14 protein-coding genes are annotated in these 15,548 nt (G+C 64.4%); 6 read left to right on the plus strand and 8 right to left on the minus strand.

Annotation, left to right across the window (positions count from 1 at the left end; genetic code table 11):
* Positions 1-267, plus strand: a 267-nt coding sequence (locus ACK5JE_RS10035; protein WP_416801570.1) for a CoA-transferase, incomplete at its 5' end; no start/stop codon positions are given.
* Positions 268-397: 130 nt separating this feature from the next.
* Here the strand turns inward: ACK5JE_RS10035 and ACK5JE_RS10040 are convergent.
* Positions 398-2,107: an AMP-binding protein gene (locus tag ACK5JE_RS10040; RefSeq protein ID WP_416801571.1), complete on the minus strand. Its 1,710-nt coding sequence runs from the start codon at positions 2,105-2,107 to the stop codon at positions 398-400.
* Between the two features lie 118 nt (positions 2,108-2,225).
* Complete coding sequence (locus ACK5JE_RS10045) at positions 2,226-3,140, minus strand: hydroxymethylglutaryl-CoA lyase (protein WP_416801572.1); 915 nt, start codon at positions 3,138-3,140, stop codon at positions 2,226-2,228.
* A gap of 243 nt (positions 3,141-3,383) precedes the next feature.
* Between ACK5JE_RS10045 and ACK5JE_RS10050 the strand changes: the two genes are divergently transcribed.
* Positions 3,384-4,397, plus strand: coding sequence for an AraC family transcriptional regulator (locus ACK5JE_RS10050; protein WP_416801573.1), 1,014 nt, complete (start codon positions 3,384-3,386; stop codon positions 4,395-4,397).
* A gap of 7 nt (positions 4,398-4,404) precedes the next feature.
* Here ACK5JE_RS10050 and ACK5JE_RS10055 read toward each other — a convergent pair whose 3' ends face one another.
* The 3 genes from ACK5JE_RS10055 to ACK5JE_RS10065 all read right to left on the minus strand — a co-directional run bounded on the left by ACK5JE_RS10055 (position 4,405) and on the right by ACK5JE_RS10065 (position 7,738).
* Entirely contained in the window at positions 4,405-5,175 is a 771-nt protein-coding gene (locus tag ACK5JE_RS10055) for a DsbC family protein (protein WP_416801574.1), read from the minus strand.
* A gap of 29 nt (positions 5,176-5,204) precedes the next feature.
* Positions 5,205-6,392, minus strand: a complete 1,188-nt coding sequence (locus ACK5JE_RS10060) for an FAD-dependent monooxygenase (protein WP_416801575.1) — start codon at positions 6,390-6,392, stop codon at positions 5,205-5,207.
* A gap of 65 nt (positions 6,393-6,457) precedes the next feature.
* A complete protein-coding gene (locus ACK5JE_RS10065) occupies positions 6,458-7,738 on the minus strand; it encodes a murein transglycosylase A (protein WP_416801576.1) in 1,281 nt (426 codons plus the stop codon).
* A gap of 80 nt (positions 7,739-7,818) precedes the next feature.
* Between ACK5JE_RS10065 and rpe the strand changes: the two genes are divergently transcribed.
* The 3 genes from rpe (at position 7,819) to trpE (ending at position 11,008) form a co-directional block, all read left to right on the plus strand.
* A complete protein-coding gene (gene rpe / locus ACK5JE_RS10070) occupies positions 7,819-8,550 on the plus strand; it encodes a ribulose-phosphate 3-epimerase (RefSeq protein ID WP_416801577.1) in 732 nt (243 codons plus the stop codon).
* Positions 8,551-8,618: 68 nt separating this feature from the next.
* Positions 8,619-9,305, plus strand: a complete 687-nt coding sequence (locus ACK5JE_RS10075; RefSeq protein ID WP_416801578.1) for a phosphoglycolate phosphatase — start codon at positions 8,619-8,621, stop codon at positions 9,303-9,305.
* Positions 9,306-9,487: 182 nt separating this feature from the next.
* On the plus strand, positions 9,488-11,008 hold the full coding sequence (gene trpE / locus ACK5JE_RS10080) for an anthranilate synthase component I (RefSeq protein ID WP_416801579.1): 1,521 nt from the start codon (positions 9,488-9,490) through the stop codon (positions 11,006-11,008).
* Positions 11,009-11,049: 41 nt separating this feature from the next.
* Here the strand turns inward: trpE and lldD are convergent, their stop codons facing one another.
* The 3 genes from lldD to lldP are packed head-to-tail and all read right to left on the minus strand — an operon-like array spanning position 11,050 to position 14,658.
* On the minus strand, positions 11,050-12,186 hold the full coding sequence (gene lldD / locus ACK5JE_RS10085) for an FMN-dependent L-lactate dehydrogenase LldD (protein ID WP_416801580.1): 1,137 nt from the start codon (positions 12,184-12,186) through the stop codon (positions 11,050-11,052).
* Entirely contained in the window at positions 12,183-12,947 is a 765-nt protein-coding gene (gene lldR / locus ACK5JE_RS10090; RefSeq protein WP_416801581.1) for a transcriptional regulator LldR, read from the minus strand. The genes lldD and lldR overlap by 4 nt, the downstream gene beginning before the upstream one ends.
* Positions 12,948-12,969: 22 nt before the next feature.
* Positions 12,970-14,658, minus strand: coding sequence for an L-lactate permease (gene lldP / locus ACK5JE_RS10095; RefSeq protein ID WP_416801582.1), 1,689 nt, complete (start codon positions 14,656-14,658; stop codon positions 12,970-12,972).
* A gap of 743 nt (positions 14,659-15,401) precedes the next feature.
* On the opposite strand from lldP, the gene ACK5JE_RS10100 reads away from it, so the two are divergent.
* On the plus strand, positions 15,402-15,548 hold a 147-nt coding region (locus ACK5JE_RS10100; RefSeq protein WP_416801583.1), incomplete at its 3' end, for a transposase.

Below are 15,548 nucleotides of genomic sequence, written 5' to 3' on the forward strand. Positions count from 1 at the left end.
ATGGACCTGGTGGCGGGTGTGGGCAAGGTGGTGGTGCTGATGGAACACGTCGCCCGCGCCAAGGACGGCACGGAGTCCCTGAAGCTGTTGCCCGAGTGCACGCTGCCGCTGACCGGGGTGGGGGTGGTGAATCTGATCATCACCGACCTGGGCGTGATGGAAGTCACCGACGACGGCTTGCGGCTGACCGAGCTGGCACCGGGCGTGACGGTCGACGAAATCCGCGCCAAGACCTCCGCCAGACTGGACGTCTCGGGACTGGTGTGAACTCAGCGGGTGGGCGCACCCGCTGTCCGATTTGCCGTCAGGCCGCCCCCGCAAGAGATGCGCCCCCTTCCGGAAAAGGCGCGCTCCCCCGCGGAAGGCAGACCTGCCTCCGGTGAAGACAGGCGGCGCATCAAGCCGTCTGTTCCGGTGCGATGCCCAGTTCCTGAATCATTTTTTCGCGCATCACGAATTTCTGCGCCTTGCCCGTCACCGTCATCGGGACTTCCGGGACAAAGCGGATGTAGCGCGGCACCTTGTAGTGCGCGATCTGGTCGCGGCAGAAATCACGGATCTCCTCCTCGGAACACTCGATGCCGGGCTTGGTGACGACCCACGCGCACAACTCCTCTCCATAGCGCACATCGGGGATGCCGAAGACCTGCACCGACTGGACTTTCGGGTGGCGGAAAAGGAATTCCTCGATCTCTCTCGGATACAGATTTTCGCCACCGCGGATGACCATGTCCTTGACGCGGCCGATGATGTTGCAATAGCCGTCGGCATCGATCACGGCCAGATCGCCGGTGTGCATCCAGCCTTCGCGCACCACCTCGCTGGTGCGCGCGGGATCGTTCCAGTAGCCCTGCATCACGGAGTAGCCACGTGTGCAAAGCTCGCCGCGCTCACCGACCTTGACCGTCTTGCCGTCGACATCCACCAGCTTGACCTCGAGATGGGGTTGTACCTGACCCACGGTCGTCACCCGCCGCTCCAGCGGGTCATCCGCCGAGCTCTGGAACGACACCGGGCTGGTCTCGGTCATGCCGTAGGCAATGGTGACTTCGCTCATGTGCATCTGCGACACGACCCGCTTCATGGTTTCGATCGGGCAGGGCGAGCCGGCCATGATGCCTGTTCTCAATGTGGACAGGTCGAAGCGGTCGAAATCCGGATGGTCGAGTTCCGCGATGAACATCGTGGGGACCCCATGCAGCGCCGTGCAGCGCTCGGCCTCTACCGTGGACAGGACCGCAACCGGGTCGAATGACTCGCCCGGAAACACCATGGTGGCGCCTGTGGCGACACATGCCAGCACGGACATGACCATGCCAAAGCAGTGATAAAGCGGCACGGGAACGCACAGCGCATCCGCCTCCGTGAGCCCCATCGCGCGGGCGACAAAGCGGGCATTGTTGACGACGTTGTGATGCGTCAGCGTCGCACCCTTCGGACTGCCCGTGGTGCCGCTGGTGAACTGGATGTTGATGGGATCGTGGCAGGTCAGCGTCGGCGCCTCGCCGATGCCGGCACCCCGCCCGCTGTCCAGCACCTCATTGAAATTGAGCATGCCCGGCGTGCGGCCTTCGCCCATCCGGATGACGATGCGCAAATCCGGCAGCCGGTCGGCGCGCAACGCGCCGGGCTCGCAACGCTCCAGCTCCGGCGCGAGCGCCTTGAGCATTTCCAGATAGTTGGACGTCTTGAGCTGTTCCGCCGCCACGATAGCCCGGCAACCCGCGGTATGCAGGGCGTATTCCAGTTCCGCGAGGCGATAGGCCGGGTTGATATTGACGAGAATGACGCCGATGCGGGCCGTGGCGAACTGCGTCAACACCCACTCTTCACGATTGGGCGCCCAGATGCCCAACCGGTCGCCCTTGCGCAGACCGAGCGCCTGAAACCCGGCCGCCAGGGCCGACACCTCCGCCTCGAACTGGCGCCAGCTCCATCGGGTTCCGGTCGCGCGAAACACGGCGGCCAACTGGTCCGGCCTCCGGCTGACGGTCTCGCGCAAAAGCGCATCCATCGTCAGCGAGGACAGCGGAACACCCGTCGGACCGCTGACATGCGCCAGATTGTCGTGAGGGACGGTATCGATAGGGGAGATGTCCGAACTCATTGATGCATTGCCTCCTGTGTTTCGTCTTTGCCTGATGTGGGCATCCTGGCAGGGATGATGTGTGCGCGATCCGGTCAACGCCCACATGGGGGATGAGACCGCGTGTCCGCGCGATGGTTCAAAGTGATGGTGATGCGGCTCTTTTTGCGAGCAGGGCCCGCGTGACGCGTGATCCCGGGGGACGACCCAGGAAAGCGCTGATCCAGGCTGAGCAGTCTACCAGCCGGTCCAGATCGACCCCCGTCTCGGCGCCCAGGGCATGGAGCAGGTAGACGACGTCCTCGGTCGCCACATTGCCCGATGCGCCTTTGGCATACGGACAACCGCCAAGGCCCGAGACCGAGCTGTCGAAACTGCGCAGCCCGAATTGCCAGGAAGCCATGACATTGGCAATCGCCATGCCGTAGGTATCGTGATAATGGCCGGCCAGTCTCGAGACCGGCACGTTGGCGGCCACCGCCGCCAACATGCGCTGCACCGACGCGGGCGTGCCGACGCCGATCGTGTCTCCCAGGGACACCTCGTAGCAGCCCAGTTCGCTCAGATCCCGGGCAACCGCGGCCACCTGGGCGGGGTCGATGGGGCCGTCATAGGGGCAGCCGATCACGCACGAGACGTAGCCGCGCACTCGAATGCCGGCCCGACGCGCCGCTTCGACGACAGGCACGAAACGTCCGATCGACCCGGCGATCGAGCAGTTGATGTTGCGTTGCGAGAATCCTTCGGAGGCCGCGGCGAAAATCGCCACTTCCGTCGCACCGGCGGCCATCGCCGCCTCGAAGCCTTTCATATTGGGCGTCAGCACAGGATAGCTGACCCCGTCGTCCTTGGGCAGGGCGGCCAGCAGCCTCGCATGGTCAGCCATCTGCGGCACCCATTTGGGCGACACGAACGCAGTCGCTTCGACCTGTCTCAATCCCGTCGCCACCAGACGCTCGATGAACGCCAGCTTGGTGTCCGTCGGCACGATCCCTGCCTCGTTTTGCAGTCCATCCCGGGGACCCACCTCGACGATGCGCGCGGTCATGCTCATCGCTCAGCCTCGCACGCGAACCGGCCTGGTCCGCCCATGCATCCGGAGGCAGCCGCCAAGCACCGGAGGCACTCGGCGCGGCACTGGAATCCGGCCGGACACGGCCTTGTTTGACGGGGGATGATTCGCACCACACATCCTTGCGATTGGCTTGACTCGGTATTTGCTCAGGATAGACATCCCGCAGAGGGCAGTCGCGCCAATTTCTTTGCAAATTCTGCCAATGACTTGGATAATTCCTGCATGCAGCCGACTGCCGCCGAAACACCGATCGCCTTCGTTCAGTCGATCATCCATGCTTATGAGCGCTACGGGAAAGCCCCCGATCACGCCTTGCGCGCGGCGCAAATCCCGCAATCGATCCTGGCCCGCCCCGGGGCGCGGGTCACAGCGGATCAATTCGAGGCGTTGTCGGATGCCGCCATGCGGGAGCTCGACGACGAAGCGCTCGGCTGGTTCGCCCGGCGTCTGCCATGGGGGACCAACGGCATGCTGTGCCGCGCCGCGTTGCCCTCGGCCGACTTGCGGGTCGCCTTGTCACGCTGGTGTCGCCATTACGCGCTGCTGGTCGACGATATCCGCCTCGAAATGCGCATCGAAGGCGGCTCGGCCCATCTGGATGTCCATGAACGCACGGATCTGGGACGGCAGCGCGAATTCTGTCTGGTGACCACCTTGCGCAACGCCCTGGGCTTTGCCTGCTGGCTGATCGACTCACGCATCCCTTTGACCGGGGCGCGATTTCCGTACCCCGAACCCGCGCATGCCAGAGCCTATGGCGTGATATTTCGCGGGCCAGTGAGTTTTCAGGCCCGGCATGCCGGCTTCAGCTTCGATGCCGAATACCTCAAGCTGCCCGTGCGCCGCGACGACCGCGACCTGCGCCAGATGTTGTTGCGCCCCTTGCCCCTGATCGTGCTGCAATACAGGCGCGACCGGCTGCTGTCGCAGCGTCTGCGGGATCTGCTGCGGGCGCGCGGTCTCGAACTGTCCAATGCGGACGCCCTGGCCTTCGAACTCAATTTGTCCACCCGCACGCTGTACCGCCATCTGTCCGAGGAAGGCACCTCGTTGCAACGTCTCAAGGACGAGGTACGGCAGGAGGTGGCCATTCACCTGCTCACCAAATCACGCAAGTCATTGAAGCAGGTGGTCGCGGCCGCCGGATTTCGCAACGAGGCAAGCTTCAACCGGGCGTTCAGGAAATGGACGGGTCAGAGTCCGGGCCAGTACCGTCACGCCATGACGGGCCGCTGACGTTGCCCTACCCGTTCTGGGCGTCGAGTTTATTTTTCAGTTCATCCAGCGGCGGCGCGCCGTTGATGCGGGCGCCATCGGCAAAGAACAGCGCCGGCGTGCCTTGCACGTTCAGTTTGCGGCCCAGTTCGAGATTGGCCTGAAGCGGCGTGTCGCATTCCGCCTTGACCGGATCCTTGCCGTTGAGCATCCAGTCTTTCCAGGCCTGGGCCGGGTCGGCCGCGCACCAGATGTCACGCGAACGGGTGGAGGAATCCGCCGAGAGGATCGGGAACAGGAAGGTATAGACCGTGACATTGTCGACGTCTTCCAGGGTCTGGTGAAGCTGTTTGCAGTAGCGGCAGTTCGGATCCTCGAAGACGGCGATCTTGCGCGCGCCGGAGCCCTTGACCTGCTTGATCGCGCGATCCAGCGGCAGGCTGTCGAACACCACTTTCTGGAGCGCCTCGAGCCGTTCGGCCGTCAGATCCCGGCGCGCCCGGGCATCGACCATCGAGCCCTGCAGCACATAATCCACCTGGATATCGGTGTACAGCAGGTCCATGCCGACCTGAACCTCGAAGATCCCCGTCATGGGGGTCGCCCGCACACCGTCCACCTGAATGCCGGGAAAGCGCTGCTCAAAGGCGCGCTGGACGGCCTGAGTCGAATCGGTCCGGGTCGAATCGGACTGAACGCTCGCGGTCTGGACATTCAAGACCGGCTCGCCGGACGGTTGCGCCTGCACGGACAGACTGGCACACAGCAGCACGGCGGCCAGATTCAGGGAGTGTTTCATGGAGTGAACCTCGACAAACGGACCGGCGGTCAATCGCCGGCGGCCGCCCGGATCAGGCGGCGTTTAAGGAAAGGCAGGCCATCGACGAGGCGCATGCCCTGATTGCGAGCCCAGGCGGTCGGCGCGTTCGACGCGCCAAACAAGCGGTGCAGGCCATCCGTGACCAGGCCCATGGCCCAGACGGGTTCGGCGCGGCGGCGACGGTAACGGGCCAGAACCCTGGGGTCGCCCGGCGCGCGATAGGATTCACGCGTCCGCAGCACATCCACCAGATCCCGCACATCCCCCAACCCCAGGTTCAGCCCCTGTCCTGCAAGCGGATGCACCCGATGCGCCGCATCGCCCACCAGGGCGATCCCCGGCGCGACCATGGCGCTGCGCTCCAGGGTCAGCGCAAAGCCCTGCGGCCGTGTGCGCAGGCGCAATGCGCCCAGACGATCCTCTGTGATGGCGCGCGCGTGCGCGGCGAAAAACTGCTGCTGGGCCTGGGCATCCAGCGCCAGCCATTCACGCGCGCGGCCCTCGGGCATGGACCACACCAAAGACGCCTGCGGGCCGTCCGCCGTATCCGGCAGAGGCAGCAGCGCAAACACGCTGTCGCCCGTGAACCATTGGCAGGCGCGGTTCTGGTGCGGCAAACCGAGATCCAGATGCGCGACCACCCCCATATCGCCATAAGGCGTGTAATGGTATTCAATTCCGGAGGCCTGCCGCACCGGGGAGCGCGCGCCGTCGGCGCCGACCAGCAGCGCCGCCTCCAGCACCTGGCCCTGGCTGGTCGTGACCCGCACGCCCGCCACGCGATTTTCCAGACGCTCGAAACGGTCCTCGTGCCAGACAATGCCCATGACCTGAACAGCCTGATGCAGCGCGCGTTCGATCTCTCCGGCCTCGACGATCCAGGTCAGCGTGTCGCGCGCGTCCTGCCAGGCCGACAGGCCCAGTCGGCCATCAGCATCGCCCTGGATTTCCATGGCCTGGACCGCCGTGACGCGACGCGCATCCATCAGCCGCCAGGCCCCCAGGCGATCGAGCAGATCGCGGCTGGCGGGCGAAATCGCGTAGACACGCGGGTGATAGTCATCCGCGGCCAGTTGGTCGGGGACCTGGCGCGCGCCCAGCAGCGTGGCGGGCAGGCCCGCCCGGGCCAGCCCCAGCGCGCAGGCCAGACCGGCGATGCCTGTGCCGCAGACGAGTATGGAATCCTGATTCTTCATCCGATCATCTCACTGTGTCCCGCGCCGGAAATCGCGGCGCAGGAGGTTCCTGTCCTGGACGGCGCTCAGCGCGCCGACGGCGCCCCGGCCCGCGCGGGCCACAGCAGCCACATCCGGCCGGATTGCTTCATGCGCCCGGCGCTCGCTCCCGCCTCGTCTCCGGTACCCCAATAAAAATCGGCCCGGGCTGCGCCCTTGATCGCGGCGCCGGTATCCTGGGCGAACACCAGTCGCCGCAACGGATTCGCGCCTCTCTGAGCGCCGGTCTCGAGGAAAACCGGCGTCCCCAGCGGCACATAGGCCGGATCGACCGCGATCGAGCGCTGCGGCATCAGCGGCACCCCATAGGCCCCCTTGGGACCGAGCTCGGGATCGACGATGGCCTCCTCGCGGAAGAACACCATGGCCGGATTCACGTTCAGCAGTTCCGGCACCCGTTCGGGATGGGTGCGCGCCCAGGCCTTGATGTTCTGCATGGAAGCCCTGGACAACGGCATTTCGCCTTGCCGGGCCAGCCATTGACCGATGGAGGCGTACGGCCGCCCATTGTGGTCGGCATAGGCCAGCCGCAGCACACTGCCATCGGGCAGGACGGCCCGGCCCGATCCCTGGATCTGCAGGAAAAACGCCTCGACCGGATCATTGGCCCAGGCGATCACCGCGGGCTGGCGGGCCGGATCGGCCGTGATCTGGGCCCGCGTGTCATAGGGCACCACCCGGCGCCCCTCGAGTTTGCCGCGCACCCGCTTGCCGGCCAATTCGGGATAGACCGCCCCCAGGTCGATGGTCAGCAGATCGTCCGGCGTCGCGTATAGCGGCCACTGGTAGACCCCCTCCCGTGTGCGCGATGCGCGGATGAGCGGTTCGTAATAGCCCGTCACGGTACCGCTGGCAGACTGACCCGCGGATGCGTCCAGTCGCCAGGGCCGCAACTGATCCTGCAGGAACCGGCGCACCTCCACGCTGCCCGCCCCGGCGCCCAGGCCGGACTGCGCCGCGGCCTGGCAGACCGGCTGCCAGGCCCGGGGCGCCGCGCGCGCCGGCAATGTCAGCGATCCCGACACGGGCCGCATCAGCCCCCGGCAATCATTCAGCAGCGCCTTCCAGACATGCGCCAGGTCATCATCCCTCCAACCCGGCAGGCTGTCCCAGGAAACGGCCGTATACCGCCCCTGCAGCGCCCGCGCGGGAGTCTCCGGCAACGCGGAGAGCGGCGGGACCGCCAACGGCTGGCCGACCGAGACGGCGCCGCCAGCGCCATCCCCAGGGACGGCATTATCGAGCGGCACCGAGGAGCAGGCGCTCAGAACGACCAGGACGGTCGCAGACCACAGTAACTTTTTCATGCCGGAGCGGCACCCGGGGGTGCACTAAAATGAGGGCTGTACGAAACCGTCATCATGACATATCCGGACCCACTTTCGCCATGACCGAACTGCCCGCCGCCCGCATCGCCCCCAGCCTGCTGTCCGCCGATTTCGCCCGCCTGGGCGAAGAGGTCGTCAATGTGGTGGCCGCGGGGGCCGACTGGATCCATTTCGATGTCATGGACAATCATTACGTGCCCAATCTGACCATGGGGCCCATGCTGTGCGCGGCCTTGCGCCCTCACACGACAGCCCCCATCGACGTGCACCTGATGGTCGAACCTGTCGATTCCCTGGTGCCGGCGTTCGCCCAGGCCGGCGCGAACATCATCAGTTTCCACCCCGAAGCCTCGCGGCATGTCGACCGCACCCTGGCCCTGATCCGCGACCACGGGTGCCGGGCCGGGCTGGTGTTCAACCCGGCCACGCCCCTGAAATGGCTGGATCACGTCATGGACCGTCTCGACCTGATCCTGCTGATGTCGGTCAACCCGGGCTTCGGCGGTCAATCCTTCATCCCGCATACGCTGAAAAAACTCACTCAGGCGCGTCAGCGCATCGACCACTGGATGGCCGAGGGCGGCCAGCCCATCGACCTCGAAGTCGACGGCGGCGTCAAGGCCGACAACATTGCCGACATCCGCGCCGCCGGCGCCGATGTCTTCGTGGCGGGCTCAGCGGTTTTCGGACAACCGGACTACGCCCGTGTGATCGCCGCCCTGCGCGACGGCATTGCCCAGGGAGAAACACGGCGGCGCGCAGCGGGCGGTCAGGATCCGGCGCGCGCCTGACGCCCCGACACGACGTCATCCATCGACAAGTGATAGGATGACACCCGCTGATGTGAGAGATCCCCTGAATGCGATTTTCCGGAATTCTGTTCGACCTGGACGGCACGCTGCTGGACACCCTCCCCGATCTGGCGGACGCCGCCAACGCCATGCGACGGGACATGGGCCTGCCCCCGATCGCCGAGGACATCATCGGCACCTATGTCGGCAAAGGCGTGGAGCAACTGGTCATCCGCACCCTGAGTCATGAGGGCGCCGCCGCCAACGTGGACATGGTCATGCGCGGCCTGGCGCGCTATCAGGACCACTACCGGGCGCTGAACGGCCAGCGCAGCCACCTCTACACCGGGGTGCTCGAAGGCCTGCAGGCTTTTCGCGATCAGGGCGCCCGGCTGGCCGTGGTCACCAACAAGGGCACCGAATTCACCGCGCCCCTGCTGCGCCAGAAGGGTCTGGACGGTTATTTCGACGCCGTCGTCTGCGGTGACACCTGCGCGCGCAAAAAACCCGATCCCATGCCGCTGTTGCATGCCTGCGACCTGCTGGGCACATCGCCTGCCGGGACGCTGTTCATCGGGGATTCGATCAATGACGCCCTGGCGGCGAACGCCGCCGGCATGCGCGTGCTGGCCCTGCCCTACGGCTACAACGAAGGCCGCCCTGTGCAGAGCCTGCCAGTGGATGCTATAGTTGACTCCCTTGTCGAGGCCGCCCAGTGGGCCGCCGACGCGACTTCACAGACCGAACACGCATGACCATGACTGCTTACCCGATCGACACCGGCGCCTATTGGCGCTGGTGGTGTTTTTGTTCCGGGTAATGACGGTTACACGGTATGCGCAGACCTTGCTGCGCTGCCCGCTCCACAGCCCGGACCCCTCATCGGCCGGGCTGTTTCGTTTCTGTCCCGGTCTGTCCCCCCCACCCAGAGACCACCATGACGGAAATCGAATTCAACGCACTGGCCGCCCAAGGCTACAACCGGATTCCGCTGATCGCGGAAACCTACGCCGACCTGGACACGCCCCTGGCGATCTACCTGAAGCTGGCCCACGCGGGACCTGAGGCAGGACGCAACAGCTGCCTGATGGAATCCGTGGTGGGGGGCGAGCGCTTCGGCCGCTATTCCTTCATCGGCCTGCCGGCCAAAACCTTGATCCGCGCCACCGGCACCACCACCGAAGTCGTCACCCGCGGCCAGGTCGTGGAAACCCACGAAGGCGATCCCCTGGCCTTCATCGAAGCCTTCCAGAAACGCTTCCGGGTCGCGCTGCTGCCCGGCATGCCGCGTTTCGCCGGCGGCCTGGCCGGCTATTTCGGCTACGACACCGTGCGCCATATCGAGCCGCGCCTGGGGCCCTGCGTCAAGCCGCGCCCGTCCGGCCAGCAGCCGGGCACGCCCGACATCATGCTGCTGCAGATCGACGAGCTGGTCATCGTCGACAATCTGGCGGGCCGCACCTACCTGATCGTCTACGCCGATCCCCAGCAGCCCGAGGCCTACGCCCTGGCCCGCCGCCGCCTGAAGGCCCTGCGTGAAAAACTGCGCACGCCCGTGGTCATCCCCTATGCCTACGCCAGCATGCAGACCCCCACGGAACGCGACTTCAAAAAAGACGACTATCTGGCCGCCGTGCGCAAGGCCAAGGATTACATCACCGCGGGCGATCTGATGCAGGTCCAGGTCGGCCAGGTGATCGCCAAGCCCTTCCGCGACTCGCCACTGTCGTTGTACCGAGCGCTGCGGTCTCTGAATCCCTCGCCCTACATGTACTACTGGAACTTCGACACATTCCACGTCGTCGGCGCCTCACCGGAGATCCTGGTGCGCCAGGACCGGGAATTCGAGGACGGCCGTCCCCGCGAAATGGTCACCATCCGCCCCCTGGCCGGGACGCGCAAGCGCGGCGCCACCCAGGACGACGACCTGCATCAGGAACAGGAATTGCTGGCCGATCCGAAGGAACGCGCCGAACATGTCATGCTGATCGACCTGGCGCGCAACGACATCGGCCGCGTATCCAAGGCCGGCACGGTCGAGGTCACCGACACCATGGCCATCGAACGCTATTCGCATGTCATGCATCTGGTGTCCAACGTGCGCGGCGAACTGAACGACGGCATGAGCAACATCGATGTGCTGCGGGCCACCTTCCCCGCCGGAACGCTGACCGGCGCGCCCAAGGTCCGGGCCATGGAAATCATCGATGAACTGGAACCCGTGAGCCGCGGCATCTATGGCGGCGCCGCCGGCTACATGAGCTACGGCGGCGAGATGGATCTGGCCATCGCCATCCGGACCGGTATCGTCCGCGACGGCATGCTGTACGTCCAGGCAGCCGCCGGCATCGTCGCCGACTCGGACCCCGAAAAAGAATGGCAGGAAACCGAAGCCAAGGCCCGCGCCCTGCTGCGCGCCGCCGAGCAGGTGCAGTTCGGGCTGGACGAGCCGATCTGAGGCGCCTGCCGCGCCGCGCCACGCGGGCGCGGCGCGGCGTCTCAGATGCGCACCAATGAATCCCGGGTGATGTCGGCGATGGTGCGCGCGCCGGTCAGCGTCATGGCCACGCGCATCTCCTTTTCCATGAGGTCCAGCAGGTTGGCCACGCCAGCCTCGCCATCCGTGGACAGGGCATACAGCCAGGCACGGCCCAGCAGCACAGTGTCGGCCCCCAGCGCCAGCATGCGCACCACATCCAGGCCGGTCCGCACGCCCGAATCCACCAGCAGCTTGATCTGACCCTTGACCGCATCGGCGACCGCCGGCAGCGCGCGGGCGGTGGACAGCACCCCGTCCAGTTGCCGCCCGCCATGGTTGGACACCACGATCCCGTCAGCCCCAAAACGCACGGCATCGCGCGCATCATCCGGATCCAGGATGCCCTTGATGATCATCGGCCCCTTCCAGAAATCGCGGATCCATTGCAGGTCCTTCCAGGAAATCGACGGATCGAAATTATTCCCCAGCCAGCCGATGTAATCCTCAAGGCCGGTCGGCTTGCCCAGATACCTGGACACATTGCCCAGATCGTGCGGACGGCCCCGCAGGCCGACATCCCAGGCCCAGCGTGGATGCAGCACCGCCTGCACATAACGGCGCAGGGCGGCATAAGGGCCGCTCATTCCCGAGTGCGCATCCCGATAGCGGGCGCCCGGCACCGGCATGTCCACCGTGAACACCAGCGTCGATACCCCGGCCGCCTGGGCGCGCTCCAGCACGCTCTTCATGAAGCCCCGGTCCTTCAGGACATACAGCTGGAACCACATGGGCCGGCTGATGGCGGGCGCGACTTCTTCGATGGGGCAGACCGACACGGTGGACATGATGTAGGGGATGCCCTTGCGATCCGCCGCCCGCGCCGCCTGGACCTCGCCCCGGCGGGCATACATCCCTGTCAGCCCCACCGGCGCCAGGGCGATCGGCAGGGAGAGGTGTTCGTCGAACAGGCGCGTGGACAGGTCCAGCTGCGACATGTCGTTGAGCACCCGCTGACGCAGCGCCACACTCGCCAGGTCGCTGACATTGTGCTGCAACGTGTATTCGGCATACGCCCCGCCATCGCCATAATGGAACAGGAAAGGGGGCAGGCGGCGCCGGGCGGCTTCGCGGTAATCGGTAGAGGCGGAAATGATCATGATGTCAGTATGAAAGGAGGCAAACGGGAGGAACGGGCGCGCCGCGCCTCGTCTTCGTCGAGCTTGCGCACAGTGCCGTGCACAAAGTCGAGGTGCAACCAGACGGTCGACCGGGCGGTTTCGGCGTCACCACGCAGGATGGCTTCCATCAGCGCCTGGTGCTGGGCCGTCAATTGATCCTGGGTATGCTGCAGGGTGAACATCCGCTGGCGACTGTCCGTCACCGTCGCGCGCAGCAGCTCAAAGACGCCGCGCATCATCTGCAACAGCACGGCATTGTGGGAAGCCTCGGCGATGGTCAGATGAAACTGCGCATCGGCCTGCGCCGACAGGTCCGGATCACCGCAGCTCTGGAACCGCACCATGTCCTCGAACCGCTGCTGGATGGCCTGACAATCCCGGGGCGTGGCGCGCAGGGCGGCATGCCAGGCCGTGCCACCCTCCAGCGCATAGCGGGCCTCCAGCACATCGTAGCGGTATTCGGGGTCGTCGGACACCAGGTCTTCCAGCGGACGCACCAGATGCCGATCCTGCCAGCCCCCCGTCACAGGCTCGCGCGCCTGGACATACGTGCCTCCGCCCTGCCGGCTGCGCAACAACCCATGGCTGGCCAGCTGACGGATGGCCTCGCGCACCGAGGGCCGCGAGACACCGAGCGTCTCGGCCAGCCGGCGCTCGGCCGGCAGACGGTCGCCCGGCTTCAGCCCCTGTTCATCGATCAGGGTCTGAAGCTGTTCCACGAGGCGGTCGGACAGGCGCATACATGCAGGCAAAGAGAGTGCTTTAGAGCGTCGGGATCATCCAGGGCAGGACGTAAGCCTGCAACGTCGTAAAGATGCCGACGATGACAACGAACAGGAAACTATACTTGACCGTGAAACGCAAGAGGTCGGATTCGCGACCGACCAGCCCCACCGCCGCGCAGGCGATGGCGATGGATTGCGGCGAAATCATCTTGCCCGTGACGCCGCCAGTCGAATTGGCGGCCACAAGCAAGACTTCCGGCACCCCGATCTGATGCGCCGTGGCCGCCTGCAATGCCGCAAACAGCGCATTGGACGAGGTATCCGACCCTGTCAGAAACACGCCCAGCCAGCCCAACAGCGGCGAGAAAAACGTGAAGGCATCGCCCGAATACGACAGCGCCAGCGCCAGCGTCACGGACAGGCCGGAATAATTGGCAATGAAAGCAAACGCCAGCACCATGCCAATCGTGTAGATCGGGATGGCCAGTTCCTTCAGCGTCTCGCCCAACACGCACGCAGCAGAGGAAAGCTTCAGACGCGCTGTCACGATCGTGATCAAGGCGGCGATCATGATCGCCGTCCCCGTGGCCGAGAACCAGTCGAATTTGTAAATTGCGGCGTAGGAAACGGCCTGCTCCACGATGGGAGGCATTTTCTGGACCAGCCCGTCGAGCCAGGGGACGGACATGCTGGTGATCCAGCTGTGCAGAGGCCCATCACCCTGGAACAGATGTTTGAAGGGAGGAATCGACCAAATCGTGACCATCACCGTCAGCACGATGAACGGCGACCAGGCGCGCAAAACCTCGCCTTTCGTGAAGGCACGGCCGGAGGGACATGCTTCGGGGGCGTCCGGCGACAGATGCTCGGTCCCCTCCCCCGTGGCGGAGAAGCGGAAGATGGATGCCGGCCGCCACACACGCAGGAAAGCAGACAGCGCCACCAGGGCAACCAGCGCCGAGGTGATGTCCGGCAGCTCAGGGCCGATGAAATTCGAGGTCAGGTACTGCATGATCGCAAAACTGCCACCCGCCACGATCACCGCGGGCCAGGTTTCCTTCACGCCGCGCCAACCATCCATGATGGCCATGATGACAAACAGTACGATGATCGTCAGGAACGGCAATTGACGGCCAGCCATCTCACCGATGGCGAACGCCGGGATGCCGGTCACCTGTCCGGCCACGATGATGGGGATCCCCATGGCGCCAAAGGCCACTGGCGCCGTATTGGCCACCAGGCACAGGCCGGCGGCGTACAGAGGGCGGAAGCCCAGCCCCACCAACAATGCCGCCGTGATGGCCACTGGCGCGCCAAAGCCGGCCGCCCCCTCCAGAAAGGAGCCGAAGGCAAAGCCGACCAGCAGCATCTGCAGTCGCTGGTCAGCCGTCAGCGACAGCACCGATTCGCGTATCGTGTCGAACTGACCGGTCTTGACGGCAATCTTGTACAGAAAAACCGCGCCGATGATGATCCAGGCAATCGGCCACAGCCCATAGAAGAAGCCGTAGACAGCCGAGGCCAGGGCCTGTCCGGCAGGCATGCCGTAGAAGAACAGGGCCACGAGCAGGGCAAGCGCCACAGTCAAGGTTCCTGCCAGCCAACCCTTGAGACGCATCACGGTCAATGACAGGAAGAACAGCAGGATGGGAAGACAGGCGACCAGCGCAGAGAGCCAGATGTTGCCGGCAGGATCGTAATTCTGTTGCCAGATGCTAGAGGGCATCGAGGGGACTCCAGGGACAGGATGAGACGAGGCGAGATGTAGAGTTCAGTCCAGCATCCAAATGGACTTACCAATTTGATCGAACTCTAAGATTAATGGTGAATTTTATGGATTCGAGATATTTTCGGTCAATCCCGCTTAAATAGGTGTTTACCCTTGCTTGACATTAAGGCCATTCATTATTTTCTTATTAATCATGTAATTACGATCGCCTTCGTCCCATGATATCTTTTTGATTTCCAAGCTGACTATTTTATTAATGGCCTTACCAATAATGAGGCTCTGGATGATGAGGGTCTCTGTTCTGTGAAGCACGCAAACTGCCCACGCGCGAGGCTTGATCGACTGCGTCACGCAAGAAAAAACCAGTCGTATGCATCGTCAGGCTCCTGGCATTCGATACATCACACGCTCCTCATGCCTATTGGCCCGACAGGGTACTGGAGGGATCCTCATCAGACCCTCTGCAACATGTGACACAAAGCTCCAGAAGAACCGCTGAAACAACCGAAATCAGTCTAGTATCAGCACTCCGCCAGAACCATTTATTGCTTTTATTTCCAATATTTTGGAAATCCTGTCATGTCACGGACTGATTACACTCTCATCTCAGGCACCGACGAGTTCTGACCAGACCAAGCTAGCCCGGAAATTTCGCGACGAGGGTAAAAAGGAATAGGCGATCCCCGCCCGAAGGCCTATGGTTATTGGTATCTGACGCCAAACAACCAAAAGGAACGCCTATGCCAAATCGTACCACCGAACAACTGGATTTTGGGCGCCTTGGGCGGCGTCATTTGCAAGCCAATTTCCAGGGCGGCGACCTGAGTTCGGATGGCGGGCTGATGCTGCTGCGTCAAATTGACGCACGCACCGGTCTGTCGCGCCAA

The sequence above is a fragment of the Castellaniella sp. genome, from assembly GCF_047971665.1.
Taxonomy (GTDB): domain Bacteria; phylum Pseudomonadota; class Gammaproteobacteria; order Burkholderiales; family Burkholderiaceae_B; genus Castellaniella.